A 14075-nucleotide genomic window follows, 5' to 3' on the forward strand; every position below is an offset into this window, starting at 1 on the left:
GGCAAGAATTCCTGATATCGAAATTTCGCCACAGTTAAAAGATTCCCAATTCGGTGCGGTTCTTATGACGATGCCTCTTGGAACGATTATTTTCCTGCTGTTCAGCGGTAAAATTATATCTAGGTACAATACTAAACTGATTATTCTGGGATCATTCATGCTTTTGAATCTATCCCTGTTAGGTTTGAGTTTATTAGGATCAAAGGATATACTGGTTTTCTCCCTTTTCCTTTTTGGTCTTTTTGGAAATACCCTGAATGTTGCCATCAATACCGCTGTCGCATCTCACAATGATCGCGGAGTTTGAATCAGCTTTTGATATTTCGTTCAGCCCATCTGAAATTGAGGAATATAAATCGTATCAACAGATTTCTGAGAGCGTAGCACGCAAACTAAAAGAAATTAATACAAAATGATAGGCGATGGAAAAATACATTTTGTGGGATTTGGACGGGACAATCGTCAACAGTGAGGATCCTGAGTTTAAGAGCCTCATATTCTCGACAGCTTGCCTTAATACAGGCCTGGATTTTAATATATCTGAAGATCAATACATCGGTCATACTGGTCTGGAAGTTTTTAAGGCTGTGCTGCAAGCGAATGGAGTAACCGACGAAAAGAATTTAATGAGCGCTTTTGAAATATGGGAAAACCATGCCGTATCCTGTCTAAAACAAAATATTTCTATGGTCAGATCAAGGGAAAATATCGTGGATATTTGGAATACAGCCCATCAAATGGGCATCAAACAGGCTGTTGTCACCAGCAGCTATCATGACATTGCGGTTCTATATCTTAAGAATTCCGGTATCTATGAAAACTGTATTTCCATTATAAGCCTCGATCATGTAAAGAACCCCAAACCCCATCCTGAACCCTATAGGACCGCAATGGAAATCCTCCATGTAGATTTGGCAGATTGCGTGGCTGTAGAGGATAGTATATCAGGTGTACATTCAGCTAAAGCAGCAGGTCTATATACGATAGCCTGGGTTAAGAACATAGACGATGAAAGATTTAAAATCGCAGACCAGGTAACAAACAATCTTTCAATTGACATGATTCTTCAGGGGCTAAACTTATCGCAATAAATTCGCCATAGCATAAAATTGATATCGAAAAAAATATATTATGGATAAAATTTATGTTAAGGAACTTTTTTCTCACGAAAATATGATCAAAAGGCCTTTGTCATTAATTAAAAAAGGCATATTAAATGATTTTGAACGACTTGGTATTATGAAGCCACAAAAAGATTGATCTTCAAACTTGATGATCCGATCAACTTAAAATATGCGCATTATAGTTGTCTCGATACCGTTACTCACAATGTAATTCCAGAAATTGTGTTAAATGATACAGAATTTAGCCCTTGGAGTATATTGAAAAATATAACATCCAAAATGACTACGTTCTTTTGAGTGAATATAATCTGTTAAAACAGCTTCCTGAAAAAGATAGAACGAATGGAATTTTTTTTGGCGATCCGGATCTGGTAAAAACTTGGGGTGAAAATGTTACCATTCATAAAGGTGTCGTTTTGGACACCACTAACGGACCAATAGTTCTTGGTGATTCTGTCGTGTTATATCCTTTTTCTATTATAGAGGGACCTGCCTACATAGGAGATCGGACAGAAATAAAATCTGCCAGGATAAGTGGTGGTGTGCTGATTGGTAAAACCTGTAAAATTTCAGGAGAAATATCTAATTCCGTTATGGGAGACTATTCCAATAAAACCCATGAAGGACTTGTTGCCAACAGCTATGTTGGAGATTGGTGCAATCTTGGGGGATATACAAACACTGCCTGTCTTAAAACCGACTATTCAGATATTATTGTCAAATATCGTGATAATACTTACGAAACCGGTACCAATAAATTTGGAGCGGTAATAGGAGATTTTGTTCGTGTAGGTGGTGGAATTACGATAATGCCCGGAACCTTCATTGATATCTGCACAACCATAGTGCAGCTGCCGTTGTTAAAAGGATATATCAGGCCTTTCACAAAGGTTGTACCCGGATTAAAATTCAGTATGGAAGACTTTACGAAGGAAATGCAGATGATGATGGACCGTAGAAATATTAAGATCAGTCATTCATTGATGCAATACTGGGAATCTGTATATGATCATGCTCCCAATTGATCAACTTAAAATTCAGGTTTTATGATCTTAAATCACACTAATTTATGAATCCATCAGTCATGCATAGGGTTGAAATACTGTGGAATTATATGAAAATGAATTTCCAGATTCAGGTAGCAGATGCTATTATCGTATTTAGTGAAAACTTTGCTTTATATTTCAATGATATAGGTATAAATATTCCCGCTTCTTTAGCTTTTGAGACTGATCCGACAATAGCTGTTGTAGTGCTTGATCAGTTGTTGAACTGAACCAAAATGTTTCTAATAGAATAGAAAGGAATAAAAACAAAAAAGAGAAGACTTTAAAATAAAGTCTTCTCTTTGTAGCCCGTAGGGGAATCGAACCCCTCTTACCAGAATGAAAATCTGAGGTCCTAACCGATAGACGAACGGGCCCTCTATCTTCCACTACCGAAGTAATGTGTTAGTTTTGTTTTTATAAGTATCAACTCTTAGTTTTGTAGCCCGTAGGGGAATCGAACCCCTCTTACCAGAATGAAAATCTGAGGTCCTAACCGATAGACGAACGGGCCTACTATACTATTACGCTAACTTATTAACGTGTTTTGTCAATTTGCTTTTCAAGTTAGCAGCTTTGTTCTTGTGGATAATATTTTTCTTAGCTAATTTATCCAATAAAGCGATAACTTTTGGCAGTTGTTCTGTAGCAGCAGCTTTATTCTCTTCATTTCTTAGAGCTTTCAATGCTGTTCTAGCAGTCTTGTGATAATATCTGTTACGAAGTCTTCTAGTTTCGTTTTGTCTAATTCTCTTTAGTGCTGATTTATGATTTGCCATATCGTTCAAATGTGAGTGCAAAACTATAAACTTTTTTTTAAACTACCAAATTTATTTTCAAAAATTTTTAAATTTCTTCTGACAGGTATTTTCTAAGTTTATCTATTGCTTGTTCTATTTTTAAATTTTCCTGTTCTTTTTCTATTTTTTTGATCGTGTTTCCCAACATGATCAATGCGTTGTTCCATTCTCCAGTCGTATTGGTGAAAGTGAGTTCATCTATTGTTACTTCAAAAGCAACCCTTTCTCCCATCCTGTAAAGTCTGAAACTTATTTTATCATCCCTGCCTGTAATCCCGTCTTCATTGATTTGTAAATCATAACTTTTTGGGTTAGAGTGGATTTTTTTAAAAAGCAGTTTCGCTTCTTGTATTTTTAAATCCGGCATGATATCAAATTTTGTAGCCTATAGGGGAATCGAACCCCTGTTGCAAGAATGAAAATCTTGAGTCCTAACCACTAGACGAATAGGCCAAATTTTGAGGTTGCAAAAGTAGGAATTAACTTTTAAACTTCAAAATTATTTTTACAAATTATTTATAAACTTTTTGTATTACGGTGTTTTTCACACCCTTAGATTCTAGCTCTTTTTGAAGCTTTACAGCATCTTCCAGAGTATACACCTTTCCGTAGGTGTAGTAGAATACTCCATTGTCTTTATTTCTTTCGACATCTTTAAGGTTTTGGATGATGTACGAATTGCCATTAAGCTTGTCACCGGCGTATACTTCAATGGTATAATATCCCATGCTTATTTTCTGATTAGGCATAAATCCTACCGCAAAGGCATTTCTGAATCCTGCATCTTTAGCGGTTTTAAGATTAATATCCCTTACAGAAGCCATATTGGTAACAGCATAGTAATACTTGTATTGACCATTTTCCTTGATGGTAAGAACGTAATTCAAGCCTTTCAGGGCAGGATCATTTTCATTGTATTTGGTCGGGGAACTCATCAGCAGTATTCTGAAATCATTTTTCAGCGCAACTTCTGCCGGTTTTTCCGGCTCCGGTTTTTTAGTGGTAAAAGATCCGCCGGATTTTCTGTCAATCGCTTTTTTATAATCGATAATTGCGGTATAGATACTTTCAGCAATTTCATTCTGCCCTTTTTCAGAAGCAATATAGTGGCTTTCTTCGGGATGATTGATGAAACCTGTTTCTATCAGCACAGAGGGCATTGCATTCATACGAAGAACGTGAAGGTTTTTCTGGAAGACCCCCCTGGAAAATCTTTTGTCTTTATTGACGAAATTATCTTCTACGAGTCCTCCCAACAGAAGACTTGATTCAAGATATTTGCTCTGTTGAAGTTTTAAGGCAATTAATGACTCCGGAGAATCAGGGTTATAAGAACCGAAGGTCTGTCTGTCTTTTTCATCCAGGAAAATCACATCATTTTCTCTTTTGGCAACTTCAAGGTTTTCGTTATTCTGGTTGGGTCCCTGTACATAAGTTTCTGTTCCATACGCTGTTGATCTCTGTGCAGAGTTACAGTGAATAGACACGAACAGATCCGCCTTGCTTCTGTTCGCCAGATTGGTCCTGTCCGATAAAGAAGGATACTCATCTATCTTACGGGTGTATATTACTTTGAAGTCCCTGTTTTTCTCGAGCATTGCCCCTACCTTTAACGTAATGGCAAGTGTAATGTCTTTTTCTGCGACTCTTCCGATATCAGCATAAGTCCTGTTGGCTCCATGGTCACTTCCTCCGTGTCCTGCGTCCAGAACGATAGTGAACTTCTTCTGGGAGAAAATAAAGTTGCTTAAAAGGATAAGGAGAAATGATAAAATTATTTTAAAATTTTGTTTGTGCATCTTACAGTTATAAAAATTATATTAATTTTGGGCCTTAATTATATAGAACAAAATTGGCCAAAACCGTCCTCAAAAATATATTACAAATTTTAATTATCCTAATTTTTAACAATTTTTTAGCACAAAAAACTCCTGAAAAATTGCCTAAAAATGCGGTTAATGATACTATTTCCAAAAAGGATACCATTGTTGTAAAAAAGGAATCCTTAGATGATATCTTGCGTACAAAAGCAGATGATCAGAGAAGGGATATCCCAAAGAAAATGACATTTCTGAACAAGAATGCCCAGGTAAAATATCAGGATATGCAGATTGATGCGGATTATATTTCCATCGACGATAATAAAAGCCTGATCTATGCCCGCGGAAAACAGGATTCACTGGGGAAGATTATTGAGCCTGTCATTACGATGCAGGGAGGTAAAAAGTATGAAACCAACGAGTTCAGCTATAATACAAAGACGAAACAGGCTATTGCTTTCAATGCCCGAACGGAAGAAAGTGAAGGGGTCATTATCGCTCAGAAAACAAAAAAATACAACGATTCAGTGTACGCCATGAGAAAAGCGGATTATACCACTGATGATTATTTTATTAAGAAAAAAGATACGGCAGCGGATTATTTTATGAGGGCTTACAATATTAAGCTTATTAAAACCAAAACCAAATCCCAGATCGTTACAGGACCTATTCAAATGTTTATAGAGAAGGTTCCTACACCACTTTATCTCCCGTTTGCCATTCTTCCGTTTTCAGACAAAAGAGCAGCCGGTATCCTGATCCCGAGTTTTGGAGAAAGGGAAGATGTAGGGTTCTTTCTGAACGGAATAGGGTATTATCAACCGATCGGTGAGCATTTCGACCTTAAAGTACTTGCTGATATCTATACCAAAGGAAGCTGGAACGTGAGGCCCCAGATGAATTACCAGAAAAAATACAAATATTCCGGAAACTTCAATGCGGATATCGGTACTATGGTAAGAGGAATCAAAGGACTTGATGATTATACGAGAAACAGTACTTACAGAATCAACTGGACACACTCTCAGGATGCCAAAGCCAATCCGTTTCTGACATTCAGCGCTTCTGTGGATATTGTAAGTACAAAGTTCTATAACAACCCATTGAACAACAATTATATTTTCAACCAGAATGTATTAAATACGCAACAGAACTCGACGGTAACCCTTACCAAGCGATTTCTGAAGCTGCCAATGACCATTACGGGGACGGCATCATATTCTCAGAACTTTGCCACCGGATTAGCAGACCTTCGTCTTCCACAAATGAATGTGGCGATCAATCAGTTTTATCTTTTTAAATCAAAAACAGGAGTAAGACAAGGGTTAATTGAAAATATCACAGTGAATACAGGATTCAACCTTACCAATTTTGTAAATACTCAGGAAAACGAATTGTTTAAAAAAGAAATGTGGGATAAAATGCAGACAGGTCTTAAAAACAATATTGCCCTGGCTACCAATACCACGCTGGCAAAATATTTTACCTTCAGTTTAAGTGCCAATATTGACAATGCCCTGACGACAAAAACATTGAACAAATATTATGATCCTATAAAGAATGTTACTGTAGACGACATCGAAAAGAAGTTTGCGGGATATTCTACCTTCTCTACCACGGCAAGTCTTCAGACAACATTGTACGGAATGCTGAAGTTCAAAAAAGGATCTGCAATAGAAGCAATACGTCACATGATGACGCCGAGCATCGGGTTTACTTATTCTCCAGATTTTTCAAGTCCTAATTTCGGGTACTATAAAAATTATTATAATGCAACCGGAGCACTGACTCCTTATTCTATCTTTGAAAAAGGCATCGTCGGAAGTCCGTCAAGCGGAATGGTAGGATCTTTAGGTTTTAATATCGGAAACAATATTGAAATGAAAGTGAAGTCGAAAAGTGATTCCACAGGGGTGAAAAAGATCAAAATTTTTGAATCTTTAAACCTTTCAGGAAGTTACAATTTTGCGGCTAAAGATCATCCATGGTCTATCTTTACGATCAACGGGCAATCATCTTTCTTCAATAACAAACTGACCGTTAATACAAGCCTTTCCCTGGATCCATATAAAATTGAATTTATTCCGGGACAAGATACAGGAATCAGAACGGAAAAGTTCGGCGCTTTTAGTGTTCAGGGCTTCAATGTTCAGTTATCTTATCCTTTAAGCAGCGAGATCTTCGGAGAAAAAACGGATTATGCTAAAAAGTATTCATCAAAAGGAGAGGTAAGAAATGAAAATTATTACTTTGATGATGATCATTATGCGCATTTTGACCAGGCCTGGACTTTAAATATTAATGCCAATTATGCCTACTCTAAGGGACTAAACAGATTTGGAAGCAAAATTGCATCATTAGGTCTGGATGGAAGTATTAAACTTACTCCTTACTGGAATATCAACGGAAGTACGCATTATGATTTGGTGACCAAGCAGCTGGCTTATACGAGAATCGGTTTTTCACGAGACCAGCGAAGCTTTACCATCAACTTTAACTGGGTTCCTTTCGGACAATATAAAGTATATGACTTCTTTATCGGGATTAAAGCCAATATCTTAAGTGATGCACTGAAATATAAGGACAGAAGCTTTACCCAGCCGAATGCACCTTTCTAATATCAGATTGGCATTTGAGAATATAAATTTTATATTTGCAACCAAAATAAATTCTAATGGAATCACGGGTTACAAAATTTTGATACATAAATTCCGTATACCTGTAATTACATAAAGACTTAAAAAAATAAATATCCACTATGAAACAAATAATCAACACAGCGAATGCACCTGCAGCGATCGGGCCTTATTCACAAGCAAATCTGGCAAACGGGGTTTTGTATATCTCCGGACAGATTCCTGTAGATCCGGCGACAGGTAAATTGGTAGAGGGAATTGAAAAAGAAACACATCAGGTAATGAAAAACCTTGAAGCTATTCTTACGGAAGCAGGAATGACTTTCAAAAACGTGGTAAAAGCTACCATCTTCCTGAAGAGTATGGATGATTTTGCAGTGATGAATGATATTTATGCTTCTTATTTAGATGCAGACAGCTATCCAGCCCGTGAAACGGTACAGGTTTCTTGTTTGCCTAAAAATGTGGATATCGAAATTTCTATGATTGCACATAAGGATTAATGAGTTTTATAAGAAATACAATTGCGGTTTTGATGGGTCTTGCGATAACAGGACTTATTATCACTCTTGGGATAAGGGCTTTTCCGCAATGGGTTACTTTTGAAGCTTTTGCTCCGTTTGAGCACTGGCAAAGGTTTCTGTTCAGCATGAAGGATGATAAGGCCTTTTTTGGCTTCTTATTATTTATTTCCGGACTGGGAACTACAATTGGCGGGGTGGCCACTGCTATCATTGTAAAATATGCGAAAGTAGCCTACGCAATTCTGATCGGTTTTATTATGCTTTTTATAGCCATGTTGGATGTTATTATATTTCCGTATCATCCTACATTTTATAAGATCTCTATTTTCCTTACTTTTTTTCCGTTTTCGTGGATTGGCGGTAAGATTGTAGAAGTCATTTATGAAAGAAATAAAAAGAAAAGGATTGCTGAAAAAATGAATAAACTTAAGTAAACCATAAAAAAACGCTGCAAATTTTTGCAGCGTTTTTGTTGATATAAAAATATCTGTTTTAATTAAGGCATTTTAAATCCTCTCTGATAATTCCTTCCGTAATCATCCATGTATTTTATCTGGCCTGTACCTGAGAATTTATTTAATAAAGCTTCAACATCTTTCTGAGAATTCACAGGCTTACCATTGATTTCGGTGATAATGTAACCGTCTACGATACCGGCTTTCGCAAACTCGCTGCCTTCGATAACGTTTTTAGCTACAATTCCACTGTTTAAACCATAATATGCCTTTGTTCTGTCGTCCAGGCTCTGGAACTCAGCTCCGATTTTTTCAGTGACACTCAGGTCAGCTTTTGTTCTGGTAGAAGTTCCGCCTTTCTGATCTCTTAATGTTACCATAGTGGTAGATTCTTTCCCGTTTCTGGAATAAGTAACCTGTACTTTATCTCCCGGACGCTTGCTTCCGATTGACATGGAAAGATCTGCAAAATCAGTGATATTGTAGCTGTCTACTTTGGTGATCACATCTCCTTTTTTCAGACCTGCATCTTCAGCACCACTATTTTCCCCGAATCCTGTAACATATACTCCGGAACCTACTTTAAGACTTGTTTTATTCTGTCTGTTGTATGCTTCAACCAATTGGTCGTTAGACAGGTCTAATGATTGTACTCCAAGGAATCCTCTCTGTACAATTCCGAATTTTTTGATATCCTCTACAATTTTTCTTGCCAGGTTAGCCGGAACAGCAAATCCATATCCCTGATAATATCCTGTGGTAGACTGGATGGCAGAGTTGATCCCGATCAGTTCTCCATTGGTGTTAACTAATGCTCCACCTGAGTTTCCCGGGTTGATCGCAGCATCCGTCTGGATAAAGCTTTCAATAGGGTTAGTAGCTTTCCCCTGGCTTCCCAGAATTCCGATACCTCTTCCTTTTGCAGAGACGATACCGGCTGTTACCGTAGAGTTTAATCCCAGTGGATTTCCTACTGCCAGTACCCATTGTCCCACGTCAATATTGTCTGAGTTAGCAAAATTCAGATAAGGAAGTCCTTTTTCCTCAATTTTTAATAAAGAAATATCTGTGTTGGGATCGGTTCCCACTAAAGTAGCAATGTATGATTTCTTGTTGCTTAGTACCACTTCCAGTTTATTGGCACCTGCTACCACGTGATTATTTGAAATAATGTAACCATCTGGAGAGATGATAACACCAGAACCCATTCCTGATGGCATGTTATCCGGAGCCTGCTGCTGCTGCTTTTGTCTCTGCTGGCCTCTTCCTCCGAAAGGATCTCCGAAGAAGAAATCAAACAAGTCCTGCTCAGAAGCTCTGCTGGCTGTTCTGCTTTGATAGTTTTTAATGGTAACTACAGCCGGAACTGTCGTTTTGGCTGCTTTTACAAAATCTTCACCTGTTGCTGCAGTGTTCATACCCGCGAATGATGCTGTAGGTGCTGATGTTGTAAAATAAGATTGGTCTCCATTGTTGGAATTATGTCCGAAATATTGAATTGCTCCAACGGTTGTAGCTCCTGAAACAACTCCCACTAATGCAAATGGTAATAGTTTTTTTAAAGTACTCTTCATTGTATATCTTTCTTGTTTATTAATTAATTTCTATTGTATGTTTTTGAGTAAACAAATTTAATGTTAAATAAGTAATCAATTAGTATGCTATGTTTCAATTTTAACTAAAATTTAACGGGTATTATGTCATTTTATACCTTATGTCATAATTGTTAAGGTGGCAGTTAACAAAACTTAAAAAAAAATTAAAGAAAATAAGACAAAATGATATTTGATATGCTGTATAAAATTCATGATTTCTAAGGTTATTGGTTAGTCGTGCTTTACGTCTATAAATATACTTAATTTTAAAATGATTATCTTTGCCAAAATATTTTTCTCACTTAAAACGTTTATAGCATGCAACTGTATAACACCTTAAGCGCAGAAGAAAGAGCTAAACTTATTGATGAAGCTGGTAAGGAACGCCTTACATTATCTTTCTATGCGTATGCCAAAATTGAAGATCCCAAAAAATTTCGCGACGATTTATTTATAGCCTGGAATGCACTTGATGCGCTTGGCCGTATTTATGTTGCCCATGAAGGAATTAATGCTCAGATGAGTATTCCTGCAGATCACTTCGAGGCTTTTCGTGCTACGTTGGAAGAATACGATTTCATGAAAGGTATTCGCCTGAATGTGGCAGTTGAACAGGATAACCATTCCTTTTTGAAACTGACAATAAAAGTAAGACATAAAATCGTTGCCGATGGATTGAATGATGAAACTTTTGATGTTACCAATAAGGGGATTCACCTGAAAGCACAGGAATTCAACGATATGCTTGATGACCCTAATACGATTGTAGTAGATTTCAGGAATCATTACGAAAGTGAGGTGGGGCATTTTGAAGGAGCTATTACGCCGGATGTGGAAAACTTTAGAGAAAGCTTACCGATCATCAACGATCAGTTACAGGATTTTAAAGAAGATAAAAACCTTTTGATGTATTGCACGGGTGGTATTCGTTGTGAAAAAGCAAGTGCTTACTTTAAACATCAGGGCTTTAAAAATGTTTTCCAGTTGGAAGGAGGTATCATTGAGTATACCCGACAGATCAAAGAAGAAGGTATAAAAAGTAAGTTCATAGGAAAGAATTTTGTATTTGATCACCGTTTGGGAGAAAGAATAACAGATGATATTATTTCACAGTGCCACCAGTGTGGTAAACCTTGTGATAATCATACTAATTGTGCAAATGATGCCTGTCATTTACTGTTCATTCAATGTGACGAATGCAAGGCTGCTATGGAAAACTGCTGTTCTACAGAATGTCTGGAAACAATACATTTGCCTTGGGAAAAGCAGGTGGAATTGAGAAAAGGCCTGCAGGTGGGCAATAAAGTTTTCAGAAAAGGAAAATCTGATGCTTTGAAATTTAAAAATTCAGGGGATCTTCCGGATAAACCTTTGGCAAAAGTGGAAACTAAGAACATTCGTCAGAAAATCAGTGTCAAGAAAGTTTTGATTGGAAAAGCCGAACATTACTTTTCAAAATCTAAAATCGGACAGTTTCTAATTGAAAATAAAGAATTGTCAGTAGGAGATAAAGTATTGGTTTCAGGACCGACTACCGGAGACCAAGAGCTTACGATTACTGAAATTTTTGCAAATGGAGGACCTTGTGAAACAGCTAAAACAGGAGATCAGATTACTTTTGAAATTCCGTTTAGAATTCGTTTGTCAGACAAATTATACAAAATTATCGAGCCTTCTGAAAACGCTTAGTAGATCATAAAAAAGCCAGTAGGATTGATTTCAGTGAAAAAAAAGCAGTAATTATGCAAAAAGCTGAGCTTAGAAAACAATATATACAAAAAAGAAAAGCCTTGTCTTCTGATGAGGCTTTCTTGTTATCTGAACGTATTTTTCAAAACTTTGTTCATTACTTTGACCCGAAAGAGACGGAGAAAGTTCATATTTTCCTGCCAATTTTGGAAAAGAAGGAAGTAGATACCCAAGTATTTATCAATTATTTTTTTGAACATCAGATACGTGTCTTTGTTCCTAAAGTGGCAGGAGGTCAATTGATCAGTGTTGAGATTTTTCAGGATACGACCTTTGTGACCAGCAGTTGGGGGATTCCGGAGCCGGTTTCAGATATAGATTCCGGAGAAAAGTATTTTGATTATGTCATTACTCCTTTACTGTATTGCGACAGGAAAGGCAATAGGGTAGGCTACGGAAAAGGATTTTATGACGGTTTGTTTCAAAATGTGTTGCCTGAAACAAAAAAAATCGGAGTCAATTATTTTGACCCCGATGAATATATTGATGATGTCTGGGAAAACGATGTTCCTCTCGACTATTTGGTAACTCCTGCTGAAGTACTGTCTTTCTTTAAAGGTTTAGAATAAAAATCTAAAAAATAGAATTTAAATTCCTTCTTAAGCTTTGGTCTGGAGATTAAAATATATTGTGCATTTTTCTCAAAATTACCTAAAGACTTATTTTTATCGTCAAAATATTCCACATTAAATTTGGCGTAATCCAAGGTGTCTTTTTTATAAAATTCTTTATAGACATTGAGATTATTGACCTTTACTGATCTTACTTTCATGCTGTCTAGTTCTTTAAATAACCTTTTGAAGGTCAGAGAATCAGGCTTGTGAAAATAGCTTTCCATCTGTGAATAAATAACAGTATCTATCTCCGTATTTCTGTTTCCGGAGAGGTAAAGGGTAGAAAGATCAAGAAGCTCCTGAACTTTTTGCTTGGTAATAGAGTTGATGGCCTGCATACTGTCCATTTGTACGGCAGGATAACTTTTTGCATTAGTACTGTTTCGTAATTTATCAAGGTCACTTATCTCTGTACTTTTTTTATTGCAGGCAACAAATAAAGCAAGAAGTATGGTGAGAAGTAAAAAATTATTAATTTTTTTCATCTGTTGTGGAGATTTTAAATTTGATAGATACAATTTTACCATTTGTATCCTTTTTCATTTCTATAACATTCAGGTTTTTTAATGAGGTTGTAGGAGTGGTTACCAACGTGATATACTTCTGTTTGTCCAATCGTTCAATACCATAAGTGTCGTTGTCATAAACCTGGTAAATGACAGCACTGTTGCTAATCAGGTTCTCAAGTTGATTTCTTTTTTGCTTGATGAGGGCTACCTGTTCTTCGGGATTACCTCCCTTTACATCTTTAATAGAGAAATAGTAGGCTGCCATTTTATAATCATCAGGCTTCAATTCAATTTTCTCTTCTTCAGGGGCGTTTTCCAGGTTCCTTGAAACTTCCAACGGCTCGTAGAAAGGGGCGCTGATCTTCATCTTAAGATTTTTGTCCTTCGTAGAATAGAAGAAACACTCTCCGGGTTTTATTTTATACATGATCGGAGATTCATTTTCCTTCATGACCATAATATCTAGAGTATTGATCACGCTTACTCCTCTGTCTTTATCGATGAAGCAGTATTTATAAGTTTTGGAAAAAAGAACATCTTTAAATCCTAATAATCCTGTAATGGCAATTAATACGGAGGTAACAATGGCCCATGCATTCTTTTTGACGAAATTTTTCTTCGGTAATTCAGATGACTTTTTGATTTCATCATGATTTGAGGAGGTATTTGCAACCTTCTGATTTTCAGTGGTTGTTTTTTGTAAATCAGTGTTTTGACCAGGCTGTATTTCGGTTTTTTTCACCGGAATCTCTTCTTTTGGCAGATCAGGAGCATCCGAAACTGTTTTTTCAAGTTCAGTGAGGTCATCCTCTTCCGGATTTTCATTTTCCTGCAACAATTCTCCAGCAAAAAGATGAAGCTTTTTGAATTCATACCATGAATCATAACCCGCATAATTACTGAGTAAATTGAGCATATCAATCCTTGGTAATTTGGTGACCGGTGATGTTTTGAAATAAGTGTAAAATGATTTTTCGCTGATGTTACCTTTCGCTTTTTTACGAAGGTCTTCCTGGAAATATATGATATCTATACCCTTCCATTTGGATATGTCATCCTGTGAAGGGGTATATTCTTTTAAATATTGACCCTGAACGTCCTTTTTAGTTGCTCAAAGTGTAATAGATCTAAATCTGTCAATTTTTTTTAAAATAATTAAATTGTTGATTATCAGTTATGTTTTTTTGTAAAACTATTTTACAA

Annotated in this window: 14 protein-coding genes, 3 tRNA genes and 1 pseudogene; 9 read left to right on the plus strand and 9 right to left on the minus strand. The window is 36.5% G+C overall.

What is annotated here, in order from left to right:
* Positions 1-64 precede the first annotated feature (64 nt).
* The 4 genes from H3Z85_09535 (at position 65) to H3Z85_09550 (ending at position 2400) form a co-directional block, all read left to right on the plus strand.
* Positions 65-307: a hypothetical protein gene (locus H3Z85_09535; protein QPQ53537.1), complete on the plus strand. Its 243-nt coding sequence runs from the start codon at positions 65-67 to the stop codon at positions 305-307.
* Between the two features lie 115 nt (positions 308-422).
* Positions 423-1091: an HAD-IA family hydrolase gene (locus H3Z85_09540; protein QPQ53538.1), complete on the plus strand. Its 669-nt coding sequence runs from the start codon at positions 423-425 to the stop codon at positions 1089-1091.
* 281 nt (positions 1092-1372) lie between these two features.
* The gene (locus H3Z85_09545) at positions 1373-2149 is read left to right on the plus strand and encodes a hypothetical protein (protein ID QPQ53539.1); all 777 of its coding nucleotides are present in this window, start codon (positions 1373-1375) and stop codon (positions 2147-2149) included.
* A 44-nt stretch (positions 2150-2193) separates the two neighbouring features.
* Entirely contained in the window at positions 2194-2400 is a 207-nt protein-coding gene (locus H3Z85_09550; protein QPQ53540.1) for a hypothetical protein, read from the plus strand.
* Between the two features lie 75 nt (positions 2401-2475).
* Here the strand turns inward: H3Z85_09550 and H3Z85_09555 are convergent.
* From H3Z85_09555 to H3Z85_09580, 6 genes are all read right to left on the minus strand, one after another.
* Positions 2476-2547: transfer RNA gene (locus H3Z85_09555), tRNA-Glu, on the minus strand.
* 65 nt (positions 2548-2612) lie between these two features.
* A tRNA-Glu gene (locus tag H3Z85_09560) sits at positions 2613-2684 on the minus strand.
* A gap of 10 nt (positions 2685-2694) precedes the next feature.
* A complete protein-coding gene (locus H3Z85_09565; protein ID QPQ53541.1) occupies positions 2695-2949 on the minus strand; it encodes a 30S ribosomal protein S20 in 255 nt (84 codons plus the stop codon).
* A gap of 67 nt (positions 2950-3016) precedes the next feature.
* Complete coding sequence (locus H3Z85_09570; GenBank protein ID QPQ53542.1) at positions 3017-3337, minus strand: hypothetical protein; 321 nt, start codon at positions 3335-3337, stop codon at positions 3017-3019.
* Between the two features lie 14 nt (positions 3338-3351).
* Positions 3352-3423 (minus strand) — tRNA-Glu (locus H3Z85_09575).
* A gap of 59 nt (positions 3424-3482) precedes the next feature.
* Complete coding sequence (locus H3Z85_09580; GenBank protein QPQ53543.1) at positions 3483-4769, minus strand: N-acetylmuramoyl-L-alanine amidase; 1287 nt, start codon at positions 4767-4769, stop codon at positions 3483-3485.
* Between the two features lie 53 nt (positions 4770-4822).
* Here H3Z85_09580 and H3Z85_09585 point away from each other — a divergent pair, with 53 nt between their 5' ends.
* The 3 genes from H3Z85_09585 to H3Z85_09595 all read left to right on the plus strand — a co-directional run bounded on the left by H3Z85_09585 (position 4823) and on the right by H3Z85_09595 (position 8384).
* Positions 4823-7408, plus strand: a complete 2586-nt coding sequence (locus H3Z85_09585; protein ID QPQ53544.1) for an LPS-assembly protein LptD — start codon at positions 4823-4825, stop codon at positions 7406-7408.
* A 140-nt stretch (positions 7409-7548) separates the two neighbouring features.
* Positions 7549-7929 (plus strand): RidA family protein, encoded by a 381-nt coding sequence (locus tag H3Z85_09590; GenBank protein ID QPQ53545.1) that lies wholly within the window; start codon positions 7549-7551, stop codon positions 7927-7929.
* Complete coding sequence (locus tag H3Z85_09595) at positions 7929-8384, plus strand: hypothetical protein (GenBank protein QPQ53546.1); 456 nt, start codon at positions 7929-7931, stop codon at positions 8382-8384. The genes H3Z85_09590 and H3Z85_09595 overlap by 1 nt, the downstream gene beginning before the upstream one ends.
* A gap of 62 nt (positions 8385-8446) precedes the next feature.
* Here the strand turns inward: H3Z85_09595 and H3Z85_09600 are convergent, their stop codons facing one another.
* Positions 8447-9979: a trypsin-like peptidase domain-containing protein gene (locus H3Z85_09600; protein QPQ53547.1), complete on the minus strand. Its 1533-nt coding sequence runs from the start codon at positions 9977-9979 to the stop codon at positions 8447-8449.
* Positions 9980-10318: 339 nt separating this feature from the next.
* Between H3Z85_09600 and H3Z85_09605 the strand changes: the two genes are divergently transcribed.
* Entirely contained in the window at positions 10319-11689 is a 1371-nt protein-coding gene (locus tag H3Z85_09605) for a rhodanese-related sulfurtransferase (GenBank protein ID QPQ53548.1), read from the plus strand.
* A 53-nt stretch (positions 11690-11742) separates the two neighbouring features.
* Entirely contained in the window at positions 11743-12318 is a 576-nt protein-coding gene (locus tag H3Z85_09610) for a 5-formyltetrahydrofolate cyclo-ligase (protein QPQ53549.1), read from the plus strand.
* On the opposite strand, the gene H3Z85_09615 is transcribed toward H3Z85_09610, so the two are convergent.
* The gene (locus H3Z85_09615) at positions 12267-12848 is read right to left on the minus strand and encodes a hypothetical protein (protein ID QPQ53550.1); all 582 of its coding nucleotides are present in this window, start codon (positions 12846-12848) and stop codon (positions 12267-12269) included. The two genes, H3Z85_09610 and H3Z85_09615, sit on opposite strands and share 52 nt — an antisense overlap.
* Positions 12835-14012, minus strand: a pseudogene (locus tag H3Z85_09620) (hypothetical protein). The gene H3Z85_09615 and the pseudogene H3Z85_09620 overlap by 14 nt, the downstream one beginning before the upstream one ends.
* Between the last annotated feature and the right edge of the window lie 63 nt (positions 14013-14075).

It is taken from the genome of Chryseobacterium indologenes, from assembly GCA_016025055.1.
GTDB classification, from domain to species: domain Bacteria; phylum Bacteroidota; class Bacteroidia; order Flavobacteriales; family Weeksellaceae; genus Chryseobacterium; species Chryseobacterium indologenes.